Origin of the sequence: Levilactobacillus lanxiensis, assembly GCF_016861655.1 — a bacterium.
Taxonomy (GTDB): domain Bacteria; phylum Bacillota; class Bacilli; order Lactobacillales; family Lactobacillaceae; genus Levilactobacillus; species Levilactobacillus lanxiensis.
Genome location: NZ_BOLN01000004.1, coordinates 95,646 through 117,538, shown reverse-complemented (window position 1 = coordinate 117,538; position 21,893 = coordinate 95,646). Strand labels below are relative to the sequence as shown.

The following is a 21,893-nucleotide window of genomic DNA, read 5'->3' as shown; positions in this document are numbered from 1 at the left end:
CCTCATCCTTACTCTTTAACCAAATTTTTTTGCCGCTTGTGGACGACCCATTCTCGTAGACTGATCATTTCTAACCACCAGCCATTAGCTAAGAGGACGCTCCCCAGAACGTCGCTCGGATAGTGTGCCCGCAGGCCCAATCGCGCCAACAATACCCCGATGACGCCGAGAATAATCAAGGCCGTCACCCACCAGAAAACAGCGTTGCCCTTTAGAAACCGGTGCAATAGCGTAATCAGCATTGCGGCCAGTAACACCGTGCCAAAGACGTGCCCACTAGGAAAGCTAAAACCGGTATCCGCGACGACCTGATGCAGCGGCCGTAGCCGACCAACCAGCTGTTTGACCACCAGTAACAGGCCATCCCCACCGATAACGCCCAACAGGGTGACCCCTGCCCAGCTGTGCTGCCGAATGCGCCAGAGGAAGAGCGCCAAGACTACCGCCAGGCCACTCATGACCAGTGGGCTCCCGAATAGCGTCAACCATTCCCAGACCCGAACGTGCTGGCCCAGTGCACTGGCACTAAAACTAGTCGACCAGCGTTGATCTAAGCGCATCAACGGCGCAAATTGTGTTTTGACTAAAATGGCCAAAATCAGAAATAGTCCCAAGCAACCGAACGCGGCCTGCTGATTCTTTTGTCTAATCATGTTCTCCTCCTACCGTTTATCCTTGATCAAGTATTGGGGCCGGTGCTTCGTTTCCAAATAGATTCGCCCAATATACTTGCCTAGAATCCCCAAGCACAGAAGCTGGAGACCGCCTAACATTAAAATAATGGCGACCAGTGAGGGCCACCCTGCCGTTGGATTACCAAACAATAACGCCCGTCCCACAATCCAAATCATCGCCAGGATGGCGCCGATAAAGGACAGGCCGCCCAGCCAAGACGCGATGGCCAGTGGCACTTCTGAATAGTCCATGATGCCTTCTAAGGAATAATCCAATAATTGCCGCATGGACCAATGCGTTTTCCCAGCAACCCGGTCCTGATGCCGAAAGCTCAGGTATTTCGTCTTGAAACCGACCCAGCTGAAGATGCCCTTAGAAAACCGGTTGACCTCTGGCATCTCGATAATGGCTTGCACCACGGAACGGCGCATCAACCGGTAATCGCGGGTCCCAGGGACGATTTTCACCTGGGAGATGCCATTGATCACATGGTAGAAGGCCGATGATAGTTTCGACCGCAACCAGGGTTCGCCTTGCCGATTGGCGCGCTTCGTGGCAACCACGTCGACGTCCGTTTCCACTAACATCTGAATCATCGTCGGCAACAGCTCCGGTGGGTCCTGCAAATCCGCGTCCATCACTGCGACGTAATCCCCTTGCGCAGCCTTTAACCCCGCCAATAAAGCGGCTTCCTTGCCAAAGTTCCGGGAAAAATTCACGTAATGCACGGCCTCTGGATTTGTTGCGTGGAGATATTGAATTTGTTGTAACGTCTCATCACTTGACCCATCATTCACGAACCAATACTCCCATTGAAATTGATCCCGGTGACGATTAAAATCGGTCATAATTTGTTCCACACGTTTATAAAATAATGGCAAACTCTCTTGTTCGTTATAACTAGGCACAACAATTGAAATGAGCTGCATACGACACCCTCCTTTGCACAAAAAAGCACTTAACTCTCATGGCAGTTGATAAGTCCATGATAGTTAAGTGCCGCAAAATCTAATATAGGTCGCAAAAGAGATTAATCTGAGAGTTTATCAGAATTGGGTTGGCTCAGCGGAAACGCCACGATAAACTGGCTCCCCTGTGGGTGGTTATCCTGGACCGTAATGGTCGCCCGATTCAAAGCCACCAGCTGGGCCACAATCGCTAACCCCAGCCCGGTCCCGCCAATCTGCCGGGTACGCGCAGAATCTACGCGATAAAACCGTTCGAAGATGTGGGACTTGTCTACATCCGCAATCCCCGGTCCGTGATCAACCACCTGCAATTGAACCGCCGTAGCCGTCTTGACCAAGCGCACCGTAATCGGCTGGTCCACCGGCGAGTACTTACCGGCGTTATCTAGCAACGCCGCCACAATCTGTTGCACGCTTTCAGCGTTGCCATAGATGACGGTCGACACGACGCCAGCCACCTCTAACGGCTGCTTCAGCACCGTGCGTTCTTCCTCGACCGTCTCATTTAACGCCTCAGCCAAATCAAAATAATCTAGTTGCAGCGTTCCCCGGTCTGCCCGCGACAGTGTCAGCAAGCTGTTCACCAATTTTTGCATGCGCTGCGATTCGTCATCAATAAACTTGACGGACCGGGGGATGATCTCTGGATGCTCGGCCCCACGCCGTTCAATCAGGCGCACGTGCCCGCGAATCGCCGCAATTGGCGTCCGTAACTCATGGGCCGCATTGGAAATGAATTCCCGTTCCTGACTGGCGTGGTCGTTAATCGTGGTCAATAAGGTATTGAAGCTGTGGGCCAGTTCGGTCACTTCACTAGGCTGGGTCGGCACCGGCAAAATGGCCTTGGTCGTCCGCACCTGAGACTGTTCCTGTGCGGCCACATTCAGACTCGCTAACGGCTTCGTAATTTTTCTGGCCGTCAACCGGATGTACAGCCAGCCAATCATCACCGTCAGGATCATAATAATCACGACGACCAGAATGACTGATAACAAGACGTTCGTAATCGGCCGTAGGCTCAGCCAAATTTCCGACCGAATACCTAACCGGGTGCCCGACCGGTAATAGGTAAAGCCATAACCCGGCGTATACGCCACCGCAGAAAAGATGGGCATTTGATAGTGTCTAGCGCGTATAAATTTTTGCGTGTTGGGGGAATAGAAGGTCGCGGGGGCCTCCCCAATCTTGCTATTATAGACCCGAACCATCGTGTTTTTCGTGTTGATTGAACTGTTCTTCCGCCAGTGATCCCAGTCCGGTTTGTCATCGATGATCGATCGTTTGAGACTCGCCATCAGTTCGACGGAGGACTGTTCACTCTGCTTGACCAGCTGGTAACCGACCGTGGTCACAATCGTCCCCCCCATGAGAATGATCACCAGCACCAACATCCAGATAAACCGGTGCTGAATCTCTTGAGCCGTCGATACGCGACGCTTTTTTCTTGCCATCGCCATCACCCACGGTAGTCAGCTGACAACACATAGCCCAAGCCACGGACCGTGTGAATCAGGGGCTGACTTTCTTCTTCGTTCAGTTTATGCCGCAAATACCGGACGTACACGTCCACCACGTTGGGTTGTCCTTCGAAATCAACACCCCAAACGGCATCTAACAACTCATCCCGGGTCATGGTTTGCCCGGCATTTTTCATCAAGCAGAGCAATAATTCATACTCTCGTTGGGTCAATTGGACCCGTCGGCCATTACGTTGAACCTGCCGCGCCCGCATATCTAGCGTGACATCCGCCACATGTAGCTGACTGTCCGTGGTCGTCTGGTGCTGCTGATGTCGTAAAATAACCCGGATACGGGCCAACAATTCCTCAATTTCAAAGGGCTTCGTGATGTAATCATCCGCCCCCGTATCCAGCCCAGCAACCTTATCCCCCACATAATCACGGGCCGTCATCATGATGACCGGTAAGCTGTCATGCCGACGAATCCGGCGCAAGACGCCAAGACCATCCAATTCCGGCAACATCCAATCCAGCAAAATCAAATCCAACTGACCCCGATTAGATTCATAAATCTCTAAGGCCCGTTTGCCGTCCATCGCATTTAACACCGTATAATCCTCGAATTGTAATTCAGTGGTCAGCGACGCCAACAACGCTTCGTCATCTTCCACAATTAAAATAGTCCCAGCCATCTACTCACTCCGTTCAAGTTAACTTCTTCCTTAGCTTAAACATTTTGCCCGTAAAAAGCTATTGGGGCGTCTCAATCATAAGAAGAAATTAACCGACCGGTGAGCACGGTGATCTAGCCGGTCCCCAAAAATTTGGACACAAAAAAACCGTCACCCGAGGGCAACGGTTTTTCATTTCGTAAGTGAAGATGATTACTTAAGAGTAACCACACCACCAACGGCTTCAAGCTTTTCCTTGATGTCGTTAGCTTCGTCTTCAGTAGCGCCTTCCTTGATGACAGATGGTACGTTGTCAACGAGGCCCTTAGCGTCCTTCAAACCTAAACCAGTGATTTCACGGACAGCCTTGATGGCCTTAACCTTGGCGTCACCAGATTCAGTTAATTCAACGTCGAATGAATCCTTGGCAGCAGCGTCGCCACCAGCAGCACCGGCTGCAGCAACTGGGGCAGCAGCAGAAACGCCGAATTCGTCTTCGATACCCTTAACTAAGTCGTTAAGGTCAGTAATGGATGCTTCTTTAAGAGAAGCGATGATAGCATCTTTATCAAAAGCCATGTTATTTTCCTCCAATAATTGGGTTTTATTTTTTATGGTTCAAATTGAATCAGGAACTTAGGCTGCGTCGCCTTCGTCACCCTTTTCAGCAATAGCCTTAACAGCGTAAGCCACGTTCCGTACTGGTGCTTGTAAGACATTAGCCAGCATAGAGAGCAGGTCTTCACGACTAGGCAAGCTTGCGTAAGTGTTGATTTCGTCAACGGAGACAATCTTGTCTTCGATGAAACCACCCTTGATTTCAAGGTCGTCAACGCTGTCAGCAAACTTCTTCAAAACCTTAGCTGGGGCAATTGCATCATCGTTAGAGAATGCAACGGCAGTAGGACCAGCGAAAAGATCATTCAGATCTTCGTAACCAGCCTTTTCAGCAGCCCGAACCAAAATTTTGTTCTTGATAACGTTCATTTGAACGCCGGCGTCACGCAATTGCTTCCGTAAGTCAGTTGCTTCTTCAACAGTTAAACCACGGTAGTCAACGACGATAGCACTGGTGGCGTTGTTGAATTTTTCAACAACCTCATCAACCTTTTTAGCTTTAATTGCAATAGCTTGTTCACTCAAATTAATTCACCTCCCGGAGTAGTTTGGTGGGATAAAAAAATCCCCATGTCACCAAGACATAAGGAGTCAAAAGTTTAAGTAAACTTCTTCCTCGGCAGGAAATTAAGACCATTAGGCCACCTGAGTCTTAGGTAGATCTATTAAATACAACTTCAATAGCATACAATACTTCAGCATCACTGTCAACGTATTGCAGGGGATTTTTTTAATTTAAAATTTAACTTAGGCTAATAAAGAAGCCAAGTCAACGTCGACACTAGGGCCGAACGTTGAAGCGATTGAAACGTGTTGAACGTAAGTCCCACGCACAGCGGCTGGGCGGATACGAACAATCGTTTCGGCAATGGTCTTCAAGTTGCCGGCAAGCTTGTCAGCATCAAAGGAAACCTTACCAAATGGAACAGCAACGTTACCGTCCCGGTCAGTCCGGTAAGTAACTTGCCCGTTCTTAGCATCGGAAACAGCCTTTTCGACGTTCATCGTAACAGTCCCCGTCTTAGGGTTAGGCATTAAGCCCTTAGGTCCTAAGACCCGACCTAAACGACCAACTTGGGCCATCATGTCTGGCGTTGCAATCGCAACGTCAAAGTCCAACCAGCCGTCTTGGATGCGTTCTACTAAGTCTTGTTCACCAACAACGTCAGCACCGGCAGCTTCTGCAGCCTTAGCTTGGTCACCCTTAGCGAATACGATTACCGTGGTTTCCTTACCGGTACCATTTGGTAATACTAATGCGCCACGGAGTTGTTGGTCCGCTTGCTTTGTATCAACGTTAAGCTTGAAGGCAACTTCAACAGTTGCATCGAACTTAGCGAAATCCATCTTCTTAACTAAATCAATCGCGTCGCCCATGCCGTAGACCTTGTCAGCCTCGACCATTTTAGCAGCGTCTTGATAATTCTTACCTCGTTTGTGAGCCATTTTTGTGTATTCCTCCTTGCAAATGTGGTTGTAACGGATAAACCTCCCACTTGACACATTTCATTTTCGTGAAGTGTCCGACTATCCGAAAACTGAGCTTAACCTTCGACCGTGAAGCCCATGCTCCGGGCAGTACCTTCAATCATGCGCATAGCTGCTTCAACATCAGCTGCGTTTAGATCTTGCATTTTAGTTTCAGCGATTTGCTTAACTTGATCCTTGGTTACCGTAGCAACCTTTTTCGTGTTAGGTTCGCCAGAACCGCTTTCAACACCAGCGGCCTTCTTCAACAGCGTTGCTGCTGGAGGAGTCTTAGTGATGAAATCAAAGGAACGATCTTCATAGACACTGATCACAACAGGAATGATCATACCAGCTTGGTCAGCGGTACGAGCGTTGAATTCCTTAGTGAAGCCCATGATGTTGATACCTGCTTGACCTAAAGCTGGTCCAACTGGGGGAGCTGGGGTTGCTTTACCCGCAGGAATTTGTAATTTAACGACATTAGCTACTTTTTTAGCCACGAGACAATACCTCCTTGAGTCCGTGTGTGGTAAGTGGGGCTGTTAGTTTGCCCCTCCCACTTTGTACATATGCGTCACGCATACCTGAGAATCATACCACACTTTACTAATCACAACAAGTTCTTTTTGAATTAGCCTAAGATTGGGTCGACTTGGTCAAAGTTCAGTTCAGTACTGGTTTCCCGGCCGAACATGTCGATGTTAACCTTCAACTTCATCTTTTCGTCATCGACTTCGGTAATCTTACCGACTAAGCCACTGAAGGCACCGTCGACGATGGTTACGGAATCGCCAGGCGCAACGTCCAGGTCGGCGTGACGGGCAGAAATCCCGACACGACGTAAAATCCGTTCCACTTCATCAGGTAACAGTGGCGTGGGCTTACTACCTTGCCCATGGGAACCCAAGAACCCGGTAACCCCAGGCGTGTTCCGGACGATGTACCAAGCTTGGTCACTCATGACCATTTCAACTAAGACGTAGCCAGGGAAAGTCTTTTCCATTGAGACCTTGTCCTTACCATTCTTAACTTCGTGTTCCTCTTCTTCGGGAACGACAACGCGGAAAATGTTGTCTTGCATCCCCATTGATTCGGACCGTGATTCCAAGTTCGCCATAACTTTGTTCTCGTAACCTGCGTAGGTATGCAGAACGTACCATTGCTTTTCAGCTGACTCAACCATGTTTGGTGCACTCCTTTAATTTTCATTGACTTTTCGGGCAAAATAAAAAAACTCCGCATACACGAAGTTCCCTGTTACCAACTAATATAGCATATTTTAAGTGATTTGACCACCGACAATTCCGATTAGGAAAGGAACTTTAAGCCGTATTGCACGACCCAGTCGACGACCGCAAAGAAGATTGCGAACAGGACAGAAATGCCGACCACAGTGCCCGTGTCGTGACGAGTCTGCTTAACGCCGGGCCAAGAAACTTGTTTCATTTCGGCACCGACCGATTTGAAGAAACGGAATAAACGCATGGTGTTGCCTCCCTAAAATTAATGTTTGTCGTGATTATCAGTCAAATTAACGGGTTTCCCGGTGTAACGTGTGCTTGCCACAGTACTTACAATACTTCATAACCTCAAGTCGTTGTGTCCGTGTTGCACTCGCAGTGATGGTGTAATTCCGCGACCCGCAAACTGAACAGGCCAGGGCAATTTTCCGTTGAGCCATCTTTCCACCACCTTTATTTTTATCCAATCCAACTCATACTGTAGTAGCTTACCATCCTTTGCCCCTGCCGTCAATCATTCGGCGAGGACTTGTCGCAGCTTCGACTGTCCCCGGTGGCAAGCGCCCCGCACCTGCTGATCACTCAGTTGGTGCCGCTGACTAATACTCGCTAGCGTCTGTCCCAGCAGTAGCCCGGTAAACACCGTGTGCTCAATCCCCGAAAGCCTGGGCAACACCTGGTAAATGGCCTCCTTAGTCTCCAGCTGCTCCCGCAATAACCAGTGGTGGTCCGGCACCGTGTCCGCAATGTACTCGGCCTCCGTCTCAATCGACATGGCGTTGCGGGTCATTTGTCGTTTGAGCGCCTGGGCTTGGCGAATCAAATCAAAGATTCGGTGGGCCAGGCGCAGTCGGTAGTAAGCGCCAAAGCTGCGCAGCCGTTGAGTCTCAAACCGGCGAACCGTTTCACACATCACTAGCAGGGCCTCCTGCTCCCAGTCGCCCTGTTCAAACTCCGGGATAAAATACTGGTTCTGCAGTCGCTGCAAGACGGGTCGGTAGCGCTCAAACAAAATGGGTAACGCGGGTGAATCCAGGCTCTGATGCAGCAATTCAATTAACGCATGATCGGATAAGTCAGACACGGGTAACGCCTCCCCTTAAGTAGTAACTTAAGTCTAAAGGAGCCTGTCCGCACCCCATAGCGAACGAACGTTTTCCGCGCAATTTATTTTGTTATGCAATCGATTTTTCCACCAAATAAAAATGGTGTGAGCCCATCAAGCACCCACACCATCCCCCACGAAAGGGGCTTACGGTTTCTTTTTTCGTTTTGGCTTGGCCATCATCTGGTCGCGGAGCTTTTCCAACTTGTACAGCTGTTGGTCATTCCACGGCGACTTGCGCACGATACCCTTGTCCGCAAACTCACGGGCGGTCTGTTTCACTTCGTTTTGCGCTCGCTCGATGTCCGTCAGCAGTTCCCTGGCTGGAATCCGCAGAGCCCCCTCCGAAAAGATGGTCCACTGCTCCGCCTGGTCACTGGTGGCGACGGTCACCTGCGTGAACCGCGTCTGCCGCTCCTTCGCTAATTTTTCAATATAGCTGTCGGCGGTCTCATCACGGTTCGTCCAGACGACCTCCAAGTCAAACTGCTTATAGCTCTTGGAAATACCGGGCACGTACATGGCATCAAACACCACCGTGATCTTGGCATCCCGCAACTTTTTATAGTTGGCCAGCATGTTCAACAGCTCGTCCCGCGCTTCTGGTAACCGGTCCGTTAACTTCAGCCGGTTGAGTTTGGGCCAGTTGCCGATCATGTTGTAGGCATCGACAATTAAAATGTCTTCTTTCATTACAACTTACCCCTCGCTCGTCACCGTTCCTTAGTGTTGAACCGGGTGCCGGGAACTGAAGCCTTGATACATCAACAGTCCCGCAGCGACACTCGCGTTCAAGCTCTGCACTTCACCGACCATGGGGATCGTTAACATCTGGTCAACGGTTTCCTTTAAGAGGCGAGAAATACCCTTGCCTTCGTTCCCAATGATCAGGGCACTGGCGCCCTTAGCGTTCCAGTCCCGGTAGTCGGTCCCGGCCATGTCGGTCCCAAAGACCCAGACGCCGCGGTCCTTCAGATCATGTACGGTGTTGACCAGGTTGGTCACCCGGGCAACGGGCACGCGTTCGATGGCCCCGGTCGAGGTCTTGGCCACGACTGATGTCAACCCCACGGCCCGGCGCTTAGGGATAATCACCCCGTGCACGCCACTGGCATCGGCCGTCCGTAAGATAGACCCCAGGTTATGGGGATCTTCAACGCCGTCTAGGATCAAGAAGAAGGGTTCTTCGCCGGCCTTTTTGGCGTTGGCGAAGAGGTCATCGACCGTGGCGTATTCAAACGCGGCCACACCCAGCGCGACCCCTTGGTGATTTTGGTGGTCGGTTAAGAGGTCCAACTTTTGCTTAGGCACTTCGGAAATCACTAAGTGCCGCTTCTTGGCCAATTGCCGAATTTCGTCAATAGCCTCAGCCTTTAAGCCACTTTGGAGAAAGACCTTGTTAACCGTTTGTTGACTCCGTAATGCGGCGACGGCTGGGTGCCGGCCAATCACGAAATCATTACTGGTTTCGGTATTTGCTTGTTCTGTCATTATTCAGTCCGCCCCGCTTCTACTTGTTCAATGCACCATTGGCCGAGTTCATCCACGCGGTCCTGCCGTCCACTCAAGGCCAGGTAGCCCATTAAGGCTTCAAACCCGGTTGAAATGCGGTAGGTCACAACGTCCGTGTTCTTGGCGTGGGTGTAGCTCTTGGCGTTCCGCCCGCGTTTGAACATGGTCCACTCGTCCTCGCTTAAAATGCTGTCTTGTTCCATCAGGCTGATCAAGGCTGCTTGGGCCTTGGCCGACACGTAATGGGTGGCTTTCTTTTGTAAATGATTGGGCTTGGCTAAGCCTTCCGCAATCAGGTGCCGCCGTATGATGACCTCATAGGAAGCATCGCCCATGTAGGCCAGTGCCACCCCATTCAGTTGTTGATAATCTACTGTCGCTGTCATTAATTTTCCTTTCGCCAACGCGTCCCTTGGGGCGTGTCTTCCAAAATAATCCCTTGGTTCTTCAATTGTTCTCTGATTTCATCGCTACGTTCAAAGTTCCGGGCCTTCCGGGCAGCCAGGCGCTCGTCGATCAAGGCTTGAATCCCGTCGTCGCCCAGACTCGTGGCCTCGGCCAACTTCACGCCAAAGACGCTGAGTAGGTCAGCTAACGTCTTGCGCATGAATTCTAGCGTCCCGGCAAAAACTACGGGCCGTTCCGCGTAAACGTTGCCCAAACGGGATAGCTCAAAGACTTCTGCCACCCCATTTTGCACGTTAAAATCATCATCCATGGCATCAATGTAGTCGGCAACAATTTGCCGGGTTTCCTGTTCAACCTTAGGATCATTGCCGTCTTCGGCATCCTTCAGTCGGTAACCCATGTTGTTGTACGCCGTCTGGAGCCGTTCCAGGTTGCGTTCCGCCGTATCCAGGTTCTGTTGCGTGTACTGGATAGGCCGACGATACTGGGTCGTTGCCATGAAGAAGCGCAACGTCTGGGGATCCACGGTCTTCAAAATATCATGGACCGTGACGAAATTACCGAGCGACTTGCTCATCTTTTCGTCATCATCGCCCACCGTGACGAAACCGTTGTGCATCCAGTAATGAACAAAGGTTTTGCCAGTCTTGGCTTCACTCTGCGCAATTTCGTTTTGATGATGGGGGAAGATCAGGTCTTCGCCACCACCATGAATGTCAAAGGTATCGCCCAGGTAGTGTGTCGACATGACCGAGCACTCAATGTGCCAGCCCGGCCGACCGGCTCCCCAAGGAGATGGCCAGGAGATTTCGCCCGGCTTAGCGCCCTTCCACAGGGCAAAGTCGACGGGATCTTCTTTGCGGGCGGTCTCCTCATCATTGGTATGCTGAGAAGCCCCCTCTTCCAGGTCATCCAGGTTCAAATGGGCCAATTCGCCGTAATGGGCAAACTTATGTGCCCGATAATAGACGTCCCCATCAACCGGATAGGCGTAGCCCTTATCGATCAAGTCCTGAACAAAGGCCACAATCTCAGTGATGTGGTCGGTTGCCCGAGGATTGACCGTGGCGGGTTCCACGTTCAAAGCTGCCGTGTCTTCCTTAAAGGCCGCAATAAACTTGTCCCCCAATTCAGGCACGGTGATACCTTCCTTGTGGGCTTCATTGATCATTTTATCATCGACGTCCGTGAAGTTAGACACGTAGGTCACTTGATAGCCCCGATACTCAAAGTACCGTCGAATCGTATCAAAGGCAATGGCACTCCGCGCATTCCCAATATGAATGTAATTGTAAACGGTTGGGCCACACACGTACATGTTGACCACTCCCGGGGTAATCGGTTCGAATGTTTCTTTCTGGCGAGTCATGGTATTAAAAACTTTGAGCATGCCGAAGCTCCTTTCACGTCATTAGTTGAATTATAGGTTAAATTAATCCTGCTGGCGGCTAGTTACGCGTGCCCCCGATCAGGCTGACACCGACGCGACGAATTGACACGCCGACGAGACCCTTTAAATCAGGCAAACCAGTCAAGACCAAATGAGTTAGCTCCATTGTAGCATATTCACCCGATAACAAAGAAGCCGAATGAGCGCCAATTGGCCCTCATCCGGCTTCTTTACCAAATCATTAGCCTTCTAATTGTGCTAAAGTCTGGTGAATGTGTTCTAAGGCGGTTTCCCGTCCAACTAATTCGATGGATTCTGGTAATTCTGGTCCGTGCATTTCGTGGGTCACGGCAATTCGGATTGGCATCCAAAGTTGACGACCCTTAATGCCGGTCTTGGCTTGAACGGCCTTGATCACGTGGAAAATTTCTACGGAATCAAAGAGGTCGAGCTTTTCAATTTGGGCAGCGAATTCCTTCAAAACGACGGGTGCCGTTTCGTTGTTGATTTCGTCAAAGGCTTCACCACTGACTTGTTCGGGTTCTTCAAAGAAGACCGAAGCCATGTCATTGATTTGGGCCATGTAACTCATTTGCCGCTTGTACAAATTGATTAATTGACGCGCCCATTCCAACTTCATGTTGTCTGGGTTAGCAGGAATGTTGCCGGCCTTGATCAATTGCTTCAAGGCCAAGTCCATGATGGTACTGTCGTCAGCATCCTTCACGTAACGGTTGTTCAACCATTCCAGCTTGTCGCTATCAAAGGTGGCTGGTGAAGAACTCAAACGCGTTTCATCATACATCTTGATAAATTGCTTCCGGTTAAAGATTTCATCTTCACCGACTGGGGACCAGCCCAACAACAGAATGAAGTTGAACATGGCTTCTGGTAAGTAACCCAGGTCGCGGTATTGTTCGATGAATTGTAAGACGGATTCGTCACGCTTGGACAGCTTCTTACCAGTGTCCTTGCTGATAATCAGACTCATGTGGCCAAACTTTGGGGCTTCCCAGCCGAATGCTTGGTAGATCATCAATTGTTTTGGCGTGTTGGCAACGTGGTCATCGCCCCGGAAGACGTGGCTGATGGCCATCTTGTGGTCGTCAACGACAACGGCAAAGTTGTAGGTTGGCATCCCATCGCGCTTGGCGATAACAAAGTCCCCACCAATGGTGTCAGAGTTAAAGGCCACGTGACCCTTAACCATGTCGTCCCATTCAAAGACTTCATCCTTGGGTACGCGGAAACGAATAACAGGCTTCAAGCCCTTAGCCTTAGCGGCGTCAATGGCAGCTTGCTTTTCTTCTTCGTTCATCCCAGCATATTCGTATTCGTAATGTGGCATTTCCTTACGTGCCTTTTGGGCTTCACGGTCGGCAGTTAATTCATCTTCCGTCCGGTATGATTCGTAAGCTTTGCCTTCATCCAACAATTGTTGGATGAGTGGCGTGTAAATGTCACGGCGTTCAGACTGACGGTAAGGACCGTAGTCGCCACCGACGTCAGGACCTTCGTCCCAATCCAAACCGAGCCACTTCAAGTTTTCTAATTGGCTCCGTTCACCGTCAGCGATGTTCCGTTTCGTATCCGTATCCTCGATCCGAATGATGAACTTACCCTTGTTGTGACGGGCAAATAAATAGTTGAAAATGGCCGTCCGGGCATTACCAATATGCAAATGACCGGTTGGGCTCGGAGCGTACCGAACCCGAATTGAATTTTTCGCCAAAACGTTTGCGCCTCTTTCTAAATTTTATTACGTTAATTTGGTGAAACCTCGTCATAATTTTATGACGCAATGCTTTAATTCTACAATGCCGTCGCGGAAAAATAAAGGCGTGAGCCTCAATCCTTTCCAGAAATGTGAAATTGTCTAGTCCATTATCGTGAACGTTTCACGTTTTTGGACTCGTTAGACCCCTTCTTACCGGCATCGGCTTGTTCTTCAATGTTCTTGCTGGAATGCAGTGGCTTGGCAAAAATCATCCGCCCAGCATCCGTTTGAATGGCACTGGTGACCACAACATCCAGTTGTTTGTTGATAAAGTACCGCCCGTCTTCGACCACGACCATGGTGCCGTCATCGAGGTAAGCGACCCCTTGTTGGCGTTCCGTCCCGTTCTTCACGACCATCACGTGGAGGTTTTCTCCAGGAATGACGCGTGGCTTCAGGGCGTTAGCTAAGGAGTTAATGTTCAGCACCTGAACATTTTGGAACTGGATGACCTTGTTCAAGTTGTAATCATTGGTGACGATGACCCCGCCGTTTTGCTTGGCCAACGCAATCAACTTGCTATCTACCTCAGGAATGTCTTCGAAGTCGCCTTCGTACATTTCAATTGGCATGATATGTTCATTTTGCAACTTGTTCAGAATATCTAGTCCCCGGCGACCACGAACCCGTTTGATAGAATCGCTAGAATCCGCGATGTACTGGAGTTCGTAGAGTACGAAGTTGGGCACCAGTAGCGTGCCTTCCAGGAAGCCCGTCTTGGCTAAATCATAGATCCGCCCATCGATTAAGATGTTGGTATCCAAGATTTTGTAGTGATGGAAATTAGGTTCCGTTTCCTTGTCCAAGACCTTCTTGTCGGCCTCTTCCTCAGCCTTTTTCCCGCGGGATTGGAACAGCTTACGCCACTCCTCCAGCCGAATCTTGCTGAGCCGAGCCCCGATACGGAATCCAAAGTAACCGAACAACAACATCAGAATCCACGGAATCACCGTACCAATGAAGAATGACGGCACGTGGAATAAAAATTGCGAAATCAGCAGCGCCAAAGCCAGACCGACAATCGTCAGCAGGCTACCAAAGATAATGGTCATCGGATTTTGCTTGTTCAGGTACGTTTCAATCCGGTTGATCAGTCGGAGAATCACGCCCGCGAAGAGGACTCCAAGAATAAGGAAAATAATGGCACCAAGCAAAATATCCACGATAACGTTGTTCAGTAACCGACTGGTCACCCCCATCAGTAGCCAGAGTCGGGAGAAGTAAGCCGCTCCCATGACCCCACCTAAGATGGCGAAAATAATTAACACAACCGTTTTTTTACGCATATTTGTTCACCTCCCTTCAAAGGTCCCTGTGGCTTACACACCAAGGGCTAATTTTAACGCTTGCCGCAAGGTGGAGACCCCAACCACATCGATGCCCTTGGGCGCCGTCCAACCTTGGAGGTTATTCTTAGGAACAAAAATCCGTTTAAAACCGAGCTTCTTGGCTTCGGCCACCCGGGATTCAATCCGGTTGACCCGGCGAATCTCACCGGTCAAACCGACTTCACCCACGAAGCAATCCGTTGGTGCCGTGGCGGTGTCCCGATAGCTGGAGGCAATGGACAAGGCAATCGCCAAATCAATCGCCGGTTCATCCAGCTTAACCCCACCAGCCGCCTTCAAGAAGGCATCCTGGTTCTGAATCATCAGGTTGGCCCGTTTTTCCAGAACTGCCATCAGCAACGCCACCCGGTTACGATCCAACCCGCTAGAGGTCCGCTGGGCATTCCCGAAGACGGACGGTGAAATCAAGGCCTGGACTTCGACCAGAATTGGCCGCGTCCCTTCCATTGACACCACGATAGCGGAACCCGTCGCGTCCTTCAGCCGTTCCTCCAGGAAGATTTCCGATGGGTTGGCAACCTCATATAGGCCGCCCTCGCGCATTTCAAAAATCCCTAGTTCGTTGGTTGAGCCGAAACGGTTCTTGACCGCCCGCAGAATCCGGTAGGTGTGGTGCAGGTCCCCTTCAAAGTAGAGCACGGTATCCACCATGTGCTCCAAAATCTTAGGACCGGCAATCGCGCCACCCTTGGTCACATGCCCCACCACAAAAATCGTAATGTTATTGGTCTTGGCAATCTGCATCAGTTCGCCAGTGACGGCCCGAATCTGTGAAACGGACCCAATGGCGGACTCAATGCCCGGCGCCTGCATGGTTTGGACGGAGTCAATCACCACATAATCCGGCTGCATCTGCTCGATGTTGGCCCGGATGCTGGCCATGTCCGTCTCTGGATAAAGGTAGAGGTTATCGCTGTTGACAACTAACCGGTCAGCCCGCATCTTGATCTGTGAGGCACTTTCTTCACCAGAAACGTACAGCACCTTGCCACCGGTCTCACTCAGTTGACCAGAGACCTGCAGGAGCAGCGTGGATTTTCCGATGCCGGGGTCCCCACCAATTAAGATGAGAGAACCGGCCACGATACCGCCCCCCAAGACTCGGTTGAGTTCTTCCATCTTGGTCTTGGTTCGCGCTTCTGAGGAATGCTTGATGTCCTTCATTAATTGGGGATGGGATTGTTCGCTACCTACCGCAGTCCGCGTTGACTGAGGCTTAGCCTTTGCGGCCGTAGGTGTGACAACTTCTTCCACCATGGTATTCCACTCACCACAGTTCGGGCAACGCCCGAGATAACGCGGTGAACTATAATCACAATTTTGACATACGTAAGTCGTTCTTGGTTTAGCCACGGAGATCCCCCTTTTTCTTAGTCTGAATACCTATATTTTAGCATATCTAGCGGGTAATCCCCCACTAGTCTATCAGCGTCAATTGTAAAGTTTTAGTTACGGTCAGACGACCCAAATCCACCAGTCCGCTGTTGTTGTGGCGCCTGCTCATCATCAGCCAACAAATACGGCATGAACAGGCCTTGTGCAATCCGTTGGCCCTTCTTGATGACTTGGTCCTTTAACCCAACATTGATTAACTGGACGAAGATTTCGCCCTCGTTCTTTTCATTATTGTAGTAATCCGCGTCGATCACCCCGATACCATTTGGCAAAATCAGGTTGTGTTTCAACGGACTGCTGGACCGGTTGGCCAGGATCAAGACCTCACCCGGTTGCATGTAGGCCTTAACGCCCGTTGGTACCAGCCAGGGCTTCAGGTCACTTTGACCGGCCAGTAATTCCTCAGTCGTCAGCTCAGACTGGTGCCGGAGTCGCTTGAAGGCGTGGAGCAGGTCGTGCCGCCAAATGGATGGCAGGGTAAAGTCCGCCGCACACTCAAAATCGTAGCCGGCCGCCTGTTGGGTGGTTCGGTACGGCAGCTTTAGTCCTTGGTTGGCGTACTTGCTGACAATTTCAAATCCTCGTTGCATGTCAAAACACTCCCTTGATAGTCTTTTTATCTTTGTTTTTATACGAGCTTAGATTGATGTCGGCATCGCCTCCGGGCTGGTGAAAATGGACCGTGGCGCTGTGGGCGCACGTCTGGAGCCAAAGGACGGTCTCCAGACTTACTTTGAGCCGAAAACCACGTCTCAAAGATAGCAGTTACCTAAGCGGGAGACCCGCTAAGGTAACTCCCACGGCTGAGTCCATTTTCACCAGCCCTGCGGCTTACATTGGCTTAGACCGTAATCAACTAGTCCGTCCTTGTCTCTCACTTATATTAGTCCAGCCAATCAATGTGATAACAGGCCAGGTCAACAGATAACTTACATAGTGGATAAGCAGTTAACACCTGATTGGCCTAGTTACCGTGAGCTATTAATTTTACCATTTACACCAGCATTCGCAACGATTATATCCGAACTAGCTGGTTGAATTGGTCGAGCTTCTTTTGTCGCTATTGGTTTAAACACTGCGAGCATGCCAATTCGACCATCCCTGCAATGCCTACTTTAGTGTAAGCAACCTCCCCCGTGATTACCAGCAAAAGTCTGGCCGGCGCCAAACTTTTTTGCCGGGGAAAAGGAGTTGACATTGACCGGCCGATAGACCAAAATTAGAGGCGAGACTGGTCATGAAAGGAGTTTACCCATGACGATTACGGAACAACCCGGGCAATTGCAGATTACCCAAGACGAGCAGCTGCTGGCAAGCCTACACTACCTGTGTTTGAGCGACACCAGCTGGGTGCTTGAACAAATCTTTGTCCGCCCATCACAGTCCGCCACGACGCTAGCTGACCAGCTGATAAATCGTTTTACCCAACTGGCAACGACCGCGAACGTGACGGTTAAACTGCTTGATCCGTACGCCAAACGGTACTTCAGCCAGCACCCCGAGGAACAGGCCATTTTGGCAGCTAATCAGCTACCCGTGACCGGTGACGCGGCGGTCAAGCCAGTTGCTTTACATCTAGAACACACAGAAGAGGAGTAGTTAAGATGGATCAAAACGCATTAAAAGCCCTTGTTGGCCAAGAAGCCGTTAAGTACGTTAAGGACGGCATGATTTTAGGTATCGGGACCGGTTCAACCGTCCGTTACATGATCGACGCCCTCGGCGAACGAGTTAAGAACGAAGGCCTCAGCATCATTGGTGTGGCCACGTCCGACCGTTCCGCCAAGCAAGCCGAATCCCTCGGCATCACCATCAAGCAATTAGATGAAGTCGACCACCTCGACCTGACCATCGATGGTGCCGACGAAATTGACGACAACTTCCAAGGTATCAAGGGTGGCGGTGCCGCTCACCTTTGGGAAAAGATCGTTGCCATCAACTCCACCAAGAACATGTGGATCGTGGATGAAAGCAAAATGGTTCACCACTTGGGCAAGTTCCCCTTGCCACTGGAAGTCATTCCCTTTGGTTCCAGCCACGTCCTGGAAAAATTAGACAAGATGGGCTTCAACCCTAGTTTCCGGATGCAAGAAGACGGCAGCCACGTCTTAACCGACTCCAAGAACTACATCATTGACCTGCACCTGGGCCGCATCGACCACCCCCACGAATTAGCCAACACGTTAAATGGCATCGTGGGTATCGTTGAACACGGTTTGTTCCTGGACACGGTCAACACGGTTATCGTTGGTCGCCAAGACGGACCAGAAGTCTTGACCGCTCGCGACTAATTTTGCAAGAGTGGGCCAAAGAGCGGTTAGCTGACGAGCATTAAGGCTGATAACCGAATAATCCTGGTTTTGGCTTGTTTGGTTATCAGGTTTAAGCGGAGTCAGCTGCCCTTTGGCGCACGTTTCCGCTATATATGATTATCAATAGCAAACGCGTCTGAGAGAAATCCCAGACGCGTTTTTTCGTACACCCACCAATTATATTCCCCCCGGTAAGACCCCACCCCTGAAACTAATGGCTCGGTAGTGTATCATTAACGTATGCGTTAAATATTTGTAGAGCGAGGTAATGACATGGAAACGACACAGTTAAGCAACGGCGTGACCATCCCGATGTTAGGATTCGGGACTTATTTAATCGATAGTAAGGACGTCCCCGCATCAATCAAGACAGCTTTAGACGCTGGCTACCGGCACCTCGATTGCGCCCACATTTACGGCAACGAACCAGCCGTTGGTGCGGCGATCAAGGCTTCCGGCGTTGACCGGTCTGACCTATTTATTACATCTAAGGTTTGGAACGCCGATCAAGGCTACGACAAGACCCTGGCCGCTTTTGACAAGACGTTAGCCGACTTACAGCTGGACTACCTGGATCTCTACCTGATCCACTGGCCTAACGAAGAAAACTTCGACCTGACCTTGGATACTTGGCGTGCCTTAGAAACCCTGTACCAACAAAAGAAGGTTCGGGCCATTGGCGTGTCTAACTTCTCCAAGGACCAACTCGAACAGGTCTTTGCCATGGCCAAGGTTAAGCCAATGGTCAACCAAATCGAACGCCACCCTTACAAGGTACAGGCCGACTTAGGCAAGTTTGATACGGACAATGACATCGTCAACGAAGGCTACTCCCCAATCGGTCACGGCCACTTGATTCTCGAAGACCCCGTCATTTCGAAATTGGCTGACAAATACGGCAAGTCCCCTGCACAAATCGTTTTGCGGTGGCAAATCGACACGGGCTTCGTGGTCTTTCCGAAGTCTTCCAAGCCAGCCCGGGTTCGCGAAAACTTTGAAATTTCCGGCTTTCACTTAACGGACGCAGAAATTGCCGAAATTAATGGGTTAGATCAAGATAAGCATTTGAATTACGACTAAACTGAATACCGTTTTAGGAAGAGCTTGTAATCTGGCTGAATGGCTGGGTCACAAGCTTTTTCTTTGGCAATTTATTTGCAAATTTATTTCGTTCTTTCGGAATTAATTAATGAACTACGCATTGCACTATTCCGCATAGTTAATCATGATAAAAATTAACTAATGACTTATACAATCATTAATCCTATAATAGTCACTGTTAAATTCAATTTTAGGAGATAATATTTTGAAACTACATAAGTTATTTGCCGTTACACTGGCAGCTGTCAGCTTGTTTGGCGGTACGTTAGCAACTTCTACACCTGCAATGGCTAAGACCAAGAAGTTTATTTACTATAACGCAGATGACCCCGTCCATAAGCAATATCAGAGTATGAATAAGTATACCTTGAACAAAACTTTTGGCGTTAAATATTCAAGTAAAATTCGTTTAAAGCATCTATACGTATTTCATGTATCACCAATTCATAGCCGCTATCAAAGCTGGGTTAAGCTAACAGGAACCATGTACGACAATGGAACTAGTGACCTTGCACTTGGTCTCCTTGATCATGAGGGGATTTACTGGCAAGTTGATAATTCGGCCGCATCCTTGGTGTCAGCAACAGGCGCAAAATTTACGTACCGTGATTCAGTTTCCCTTGATGCCAATGTCTCGACTAATTCACACTCCCATCAAAATTTTGTGTTACTCTTCCACTCAAAAGACAAAACCGGAAAATTGGGGGAAACACAATTGAAAATCAATACTAACTACGACTTCTTCGCAGATACTCCCGCTCAAACTACCAAAACTTTGAATTTAAATCTTAAGTAATTCAAAAGGGATACCTTCTTCAAATCCATGAAGAAGGTATCCCTTTTACTTATTTTCACTTTCGCTGCTTCAGCAACAACCACACCAACCCAATAACCGTCGCCCCAACAGCCCCCAAAACCACAATGTAAAAAATACTATCCGCAATAGCCAAGTCGCCACTCCCCTTTTCACTTCGTTTAGTCCTAGTATCCACAAACCAGCCCCGCCTGTCACCACATTTTTCACCAACTTGCCCAATTCTATACAAAAAATGAGAAGATTGGAGTACAATGAGAGAATAAGATAGGAGAGTGACGTCATTGAGTAAAGAAATCACGGCGGATCAAACCGCCCGTTATCAACAAGCTTTAGCTACTGACCCAACCGCGAAGGTCTTAGAACGCGCCGTCAGTCATCAAGGTATCTTAGCAACGTCTGCCGATTATGCTTCCGAAACCGACATGACTCCCGTGTTCTCCATTGACTTGGACACCGGGAAAGTTGCCAACCAAAAGCAAAGTGGCCGTTGCTGGATGTTTGCCGCATTGAACACCATGCGCCATCATTTAGCCGACCTGTTTAACTTAAGTGACTTTGAATTATCCCAAAACTACACCAACTTCTGGGACAAATTTGAAAAAGCAAACTACTTCTACGAAAACGTCTTGGCCACCGCTGACCAACCAACGTCTAGCCGAAAGGTTGCCTTCTTAATGGCAACCCCTCAACAAGACGGTGGGCAATGGGACATGCTGTGTGCCATCATTCAAAAATACGGGATCGTGCCAAAGTCTGTTATGCCTGAAACTTACAACAGTTCCAAGTCTAACGAACTCAACAGCACGTTGAACCTGAAGCTACGTAAGGATGCCGTTATCTTACGTCAACTGGTCGCTGACAAGGCTAGCGCCGACGATATCGCCGCTGCCAAAGACAAGATGCTCGGCGAAGTTTACCGCTTACTGAGCTTCTCCCTCGGCGAACCCGTCAGCAAGTTTGACTTTGAATACCGTGACGATGACAAGCAATACCACATCGACAAGGACTTAACGCCAAAGTCATTCTTCGACAAGTACATCAACTGGGACTTGACCGATTACGTCTCCATCATCAACGCCCCAACCGCTGACAAGCCATACAACCACACCTACACCGTTGAAATGCTGGGTAACGTGGTCAGCGGCCGTCAAGTGAAGCATCTGAACGTTACGATGAAGGACTTCAAACAATTAGCCATCAAGCAATTGCAGGCTGGCCAATCCGTTTGGTTCGGTTGTGATGTTGGTCAATCTTCCGAACGTCAAAAGGGGATCATGGACACCAAGTACTACGACAAGGATGCCCTCTTCAACATCGACTTCTCCACGACCAAGGCAGAACGCCTGGACTACGGGGAAAGCATGATGACCCACGCTATGGTCTTGACTGGTGTCGATTTAGTCGACGGCCAACCAACCAAGTGGAAGGTTGAAAACTCCTGGGGTGAAAAGGTCGGCACGAAGGGTTACTTCGTGATGAGCGACGCCTGGATGGACGAATACTGCTACCAAGTTGTTGTCAACAAGCAATTCTTGCCTGACGACTTGAAGCAAATCCAAGAAACTGAAGAACCAACTGTTTTGGCCCCTTGGGATCCAATGGGTGCCTTAGCCTAAGTTGTGGG

25 protein-coding genes and 1 other annotated feature are annotated in these 21,893 nt (G+C 49.8%); of the genes, 5 read left to right on the top strand and 20 right to left on the bottom strand.

The features are described from left to right. Nucleotides 1-8: 8 nt before the first annotated feature. From JUF22_RS06280 to JUF22_RS06185, 20 genes are all read right to left on the bottom strand, one after another. Complete coding sequence (locus JUF22_RS06280; protein ID WP_203644624.1) at nucleotides 9-653, bottom strand: phosphatase PAP2 family protein; 645 nt, start codon at nucleotides 651-653, stop codon at nucleotides 9-11. A 9-nt stretch (nucleotides 654-662) separates the two neighbouring features. Then, a complete protein-coding gene (locus JUF22_RS06275; protein ID WP_203644622.1) occupies nucleotides 663-1,604 on the bottom strand; it encodes a glycosyltransferase family 2 protein in 942 nt (313 codons plus the stop codon). A gap of 101 nt (nucleotides 1,605-1,705) precedes the next feature. Then, complete coding sequence (locus JUF22_RS06270) at nucleotides 1,706-3,094, bottom strand: sensor histidine kinase (protein ID WP_203644620.1); 1,389 nt, start codon at nucleotides 3,092-3,094, stop codon at nucleotides 1,706-1,708. 5 nt (nucleotides 3,095-3,099) lie between these two features. Continuing rightward, nucleotides 3,100-3,795, bottom strand: coding sequence for a response regulator transcription factor (locus JUF22_RS06265; protein ID WP_203644618.1), 696 nt, complete (start codon nucleotides 3,793-3,795; stop codon nucleotides 3,100-3,102). Between the two features lie 192 nt (nucleotides 3,796-3,987). Next, nucleotides 3,988-4,353: a 50S ribosomal protein L7/L12 gene (gene rplL / locus JUF22_RS06260; RefSeq protein ID WP_125765686.1), complete on the bottom strand. Its 366-nt coding sequence runs from the start codon at nucleotides 4,351-4,353 to the stop codon at nucleotides 3,988-3,990. A 57-nt stretch (nucleotides 4,354-4,410) separates the two neighbouring features. Next, nucleotides 4,411-4,917 (bottom strand): 50S ribosomal protein L10, encoded by a 507-nt coding sequence (rplJ, locus tag JUF22_RS06255; protein WP_203644616.1) that lies wholly within the window; start codon nucleotides 4,915-4,917, stop codon nucleotides 4,411-4,413. Between the two features lie 25 nt (nucleotides 4,918-4,942). Further along, nucleotides 4,943-5,067 (bottom strand) — a sequence feature (ribosomal protein L10 leader region). A gap of 72 nt (nucleotides 5,068-5,139) precedes the next feature. Continuing rightward, nucleotides 5,140-5,838: a 50S ribosomal protein L1 gene (gene rplA / locus JUF22_RS06250; protein WP_203644614.1), complete on the bottom strand. Its 699-nt coding sequence runs from the start codon at nucleotides 5,836-5,838 to the stop codon at nucleotides 5,140-5,142. A gap of 98 nt (nucleotides 5,839-5,936) precedes the next feature. Next, complete coding sequence (rplK, locus tag JUF22_RS06245) at nucleotides 5,937-6,362, bottom strand: 50S ribosomal protein L11 (protein WP_020088139.1); 426 nt, start codon at nucleotides 6,360-6,362, stop codon at nucleotides 5,937-5,939. A 131-nt stretch (nucleotides 6,363-6,493) separates the two neighbouring features. Then, complete coding sequence (nusG, locus tag JUF22_RS06240; RefSeq protein ID WP_125765683.1) at nucleotides 6,494-7,045, bottom strand: transcription termination/antitermination protein NusG; 552 nt, start codon at nucleotides 7,043-7,045, stop codon at nucleotides 6,494-6,496. A gap of 125 nt (nucleotides 7,046-7,170) precedes the next feature. Beyond that, the gene (secE, locus tag JUF22_RS06235) at nucleotides 7,171-7,347 is read right to left on the bottom strand and encodes a preprotein translocase subunit SecE (RefSeq protein WP_125583947.1); all 177 of its coding nucleotides are present in this window, start codon (nucleotides 7,345-7,347) and stop codon (nucleotides 7,171-7,173) included. A 46-nt stretch (nucleotides 7,348-7,393) separates the two neighbouring features. Next, nucleotides 7,394-7,543, bottom strand: a complete 150-nt coding sequence (rpmG, locus tag JUF22_RS06230) for a 50S ribosomal protein L33 (protein WP_125765681.1) — start codon at nucleotides 7,541-7,543, stop codon at nucleotides 7,394-7,396. A 74-nt stretch (nucleotides 7,544-7,617) separates the two neighbouring features. Continuing rightward, nucleotides 7,618-8,187: a sigma-70 family RNA polymerase sigma factor gene (locus JUF22_RS06225; RefSeq protein WP_203644612.1), complete on the bottom strand. Its 570-nt coding sequence runs from the start codon at nucleotides 8,185-8,187 to the stop codon at nucleotides 7,618-7,620. Nucleotides 8,188-8,355: 168 nt separating this feature from the next. After that, nucleotides 8,356-8,901, bottom strand: a complete 546-nt coding sequence (locus JUF22_RS06220) for an NYN domain-containing protein (protein WP_203644610.1) — start codon at nucleotides 8,899-8,901, stop codon at nucleotides 8,356-8,358. Nucleotides 8,902-8,931: 30 nt separating this feature from the next. After that, nucleotides 8,932-9,699: a 23S rRNA (guanosine(2251)-2'-O)-methyltransferase RlmB gene (gene rlmB, locus JUF22_RS06215; RefSeq protein ID WP_203644608.1), complete on the bottom strand. Its 768-nt coding sequence runs from the start codon at nucleotides 9,697-9,699 to the stop codon at nucleotides 8,932-8,934. After that, nucleotides 9,699-10,106, bottom strand: a complete 408-nt coding sequence (locus JUF22_RS06210) for a Mini-ribonuclease 3 (protein ID WP_203644607.1) — start codon at nucleotides 10,104-10,106, stop codon at nucleotides 9,699-9,701. The genes rlmB and JUF22_RS06210 overlap by 1 nt, the downstream gene beginning before the upstream one ends. Beyond that, nucleotides 10,106-11,518, bottom strand: coding sequence for a cysteine--tRNA ligase (gene cysS, locus JUF22_RS06205; RefSeq protein ID WP_203644605.1), 1,413 nt, complete (start codon nucleotides 11,516-11,518; stop codon nucleotides 10,106-10,108). Before cysS ends, JUF22_RS06210 begins: the two co-directional genes overlap by 1 nt. A gap of 241 nt (nucleotides 11,519-11,759) precedes the next feature. Then, the gene (gene gltX, locus JUF22_RS06200) at nucleotides 11,760-13,250 is read right to left on the bottom strand and encodes a glutamate--tRNA ligase (RefSeq protein WP_203638980.1); all 1,491 of its coding nucleotides are present in this window, start codon (nucleotides 13,248-13,250) and stop codon (nucleotides 11,760-11,762) included. A 152-nt stretch (nucleotides 13,251-13,402) separates the two neighbouring features. Then, nucleotides 13,403-14,581, bottom strand: a complete 1,179-nt coding sequence (locus JUF22_RS06195; RefSeq protein ID WP_203644603.1) for a PIN/TRAM domain-containing protein — start codon at nucleotides 14,579-14,581, stop codon at nucleotides 13,403-13,405. A gap of 33 nt (nucleotides 14,582-14,614) precedes the next feature. Further along, the gene (radA, locus tag JUF22_RS06190) at nucleotides 14,615-15,997 is read right to left on the bottom strand and encodes a DNA repair protein RadA (protein WP_203644601.1); all 1,383 of its coding nucleotides are present in this window, start codon (nucleotides 15,995-15,997) and stop codon (nucleotides 14,615-14,617) included. Nucleotides 15,998-16,089: 92 nt separating this feature from the next. Then, nucleotides 16,090-16,629, bottom strand: a complete 540-nt coding sequence (locus tag JUF22_RS06185; RefSeq protein WP_203644594.1) for a dCTP deaminase/dUTPase family protein — start codon at nucleotides 16,627-16,629, stop codon at nucleotides 16,090-16,092. A 664-nt stretch (nucleotides 16,630-17,293) separates the two neighbouring features. On the opposite strand from JUF22_RS06185, the gene JUF22_RS06180 reads away from it, so the two are divergent. From JUF22_RS06180 to JUF22_RS06160, 5 genes are all read left to right on the top strand, one after another. Further along, a complete protein-coding gene (locus tag JUF22_RS06180; protein WP_203644592.1) occupies nucleotides 17,294-17,638 on the top strand; it encodes an N-acetyltransferase in 345 nt (114 codons plus the stop codon). A gap of 5 nt (nucleotides 17,639-17,643) precedes the next feature. Beyond that, nucleotides 17,644-18,330, top strand: a complete 687-nt coding sequence (rpiA, locus tag JUF22_RS06175) for a ribose-5-phosphate isomerase RpiA (RefSeq protein WP_203644590.1) — start codon at nucleotides 17,644-17,646, stop codon at nucleotides 18,328-18,330. Nucleotides 18,331-18,624: 294 nt separating this feature from the next. Next, nucleotides 18,625-19,431 (top strand): aldo/keto reductase, encoded by an 807-nt coding sequence (locus JUF22_RS06170; protein WP_203644589.1) that lies wholly within the window; start codon nucleotides 18,625-18,627, stop codon nucleotides 19,429-19,431. A 226-nt stretch (nucleotides 19,432-19,657) separates the two neighbouring features. After that, nucleotides 19,658-20,248, top strand: coding sequence for a hypothetical protein (locus JUF22_RS06165; protein WP_203644587.1), 591 nt, complete (start codon nucleotides 19,658-19,660; stop codon nucleotides 20,246-20,248). Between the two features lie 302 nt (nucleotides 20,249-20,550). Next, nucleotides 20,551-21,885, top strand: coding sequence for a C1 family peptidase (locus JUF22_RS06160; RefSeq protein ID WP_203644585.1), 1,335 nt, complete (start codon nucleotides 20,551-20,553; stop codon nucleotides 21,883-21,885). Nucleotides 21,886-21,893 lie beyond the last annotated feature (8 nt).

What these genes read in the sequence shown, in the direction of transcription:
- JUF22_RS06280 (WP_203644624.1), bottom strand. Translation starts at nt 653, where the DNA reads ATGATTAGACAAAAGAATCAGCAGGCCGCGTTCGGTTGCTTGGGACTA.
- rplL (WP_125765686.1), bottom strand. Translation starts at nt 4,353, where the DNA reads ATGGCTTTTGATAAAGATGCTATCATCGCTTCTCTTAAAGAAGCATCC.
- cysS (WP_203644605.1), bottom strand. Translation starts at nt 11,518, where the DNA reads ATGCTCAAAGTTTTTAATACCATGACTCGCCAGAAAGAAACATTCGAA.
- JUF22_RS06220 (WP_203644610.1), bottom strand. Translation starts at nt 8,901, where the DNA reads ATGAAAGAAGACATTTTAATTGTCGATGCCTACAACATGATCGGCAAC.
- secE (WP_125583947.1), bottom strand. Translation starts at nt 7,347, where the DNA reads ATGCGTTTATTCCGTTTCTTCAAATCGGTCGGTGCCGAAATGAAACAA.
- JUF22_RS06265 (WP_203644618.1), bottom strand. Translation starts at nt 3,795, where the DNA reads ATGGCTGGGACTATTTTAATTGTGGAAGATGACGAAGCGTTGTTGGCG.
- rplA (WP_203644614.1), bottom strand. Translation starts at nt 5,838, where the DNA reads ATGGCTCACAAACGAGGTAAGAATTATCAAGACGCTGCTAAAATGGTC.
- rlmB (WP_203644608.1), bottom strand. Translation starts at nt 9,699, where the DNA reads ATGACAGAACAAGCAAATACCGAAACCAGTAATGATTTCGTGATTGGC.
- JUF22_RS06195 (WP_203644603.1), bottom strand. Translation starts at nt 14,581, where the DNA reads ATGCGTAAAAAAACGGTTGTGTTAATTATTTTCGCCATCTTAGGTGGG.
- rpmG (WP_125765681.1), bottom strand. Translation starts at nt 7,543, where the DNA reads ATGGCTCAACGGAAAATTGCCCTGGCCTGTTCAGTTTGCGGGTCGCGG.
- JUF22_RS06185 (WP_203644594.1), bottom strand. Translation starts at nt 16,629, where the DNA reads ATGCAACGAGGATTTGAAATTGTCAGCAAGTACGCCAACCAAGGACTA.
- JUF22_RS06275 (WP_203644622.1), bottom strand. Translation starts at nt 1,604, where the DNA reads ATGCAGCTCATTTCAATTGTTGTGCCTAGTTATAACGAACAAGAGAGT.
- JUF22_RS06170 (WP_203644589.1), top strand. Translation starts at nt 18,625, where the DNA reads ATGGAAACGACACAGTTAAGCAACGGCGTGACCATCCCGATGTTAGGA.
- nusG (WP_125765683.1), bottom strand. Translation starts at nt 7,045, where the DNA reads ATGGTTGAGTCAGCTGAAAAGCAATGGTACGTTCTGCATACCTACGCA.
- rpiA (WP_203644590.1), top strand. Translation starts at nt 17,644, where the DNA reads ATGGATCAAAACGCATTAAAAGCCCTTGTTGGCCAAGAAGCCGTTAAG.
- JUF22_RS06210 (WP_203644607.1), bottom strand. Translation starts at nt 10,106, where the DNA reads ATGACAGCGACAGTAGATTATCAACAACTGAATGGGGTGGCACTGGCC.
- JUF22_RS06180 (WP_203644592.1), top strand. Translation starts at nt 17,294, where the DNA reads ATGACGATTACGGAACAACCCGGGCAATTGCAGATTACCCAAGACGAG.
- JUF22_RS06270 (WP_203644620.1), bottom strand. Translation starts at nt 3,094, where the DNA reads ATGGCAAGAAAAAAGCGTCGCGTATCGACGGCTCAAGAGATTCAGCAC.